The sequence below is a fragment of the Psychrobacter proteolyticus genome, from assembly GCF_038155145.1.
Classification (GTDB): domain Bacteria; phylum Pseudomonadota; class Gammaproteobacteria; order Pseudomonadales; family Moraxellaceae; genus Psychrobacter; species Psychrobacter proteolyticus_B.
This window is the reverse complement of sequence record NZ_JBAKAY010000248.1, coordinates 1-209: the sequence shown is the minus strand read 5'-3', so window position 1 is coordinate 209 and position 209 is coordinate 1. Positions and strand designations below refer to the sequence as shown.

The following is a 209-nucleotide window of genomic DNA, read 5'->3' as shown; positions in this document are numbered from 1 at the left end:
CAATATCCGCGCTCAGCTGTTGTAAGGAATCTCTTGAATATAGACCTAGGCGCAACATTTGCACAAGATTGGCATCGGCTCTATCGGCGCGGCACTCTTTCAGAAACTGCATGGCCCATTTGCGCTGAGCTTTATCCGCACGCAAGCGAGACAGTAGCGGAGCATCTTCTTGAAACAGCCACTTGCGCCCTGTCATCGGGGTCGTAGGG

At 53.1% G+C, this 209-nt stretch carries 1 pseudogene; it reads right to left on the bottom strand.

The features are described 5' to 3' along the window. Positions 1 to 209 (bottom strand): annotated as a pseudogene (locus V6252_RS13705) (D-amino acid dehydrogenase); the annotation flags it as partial.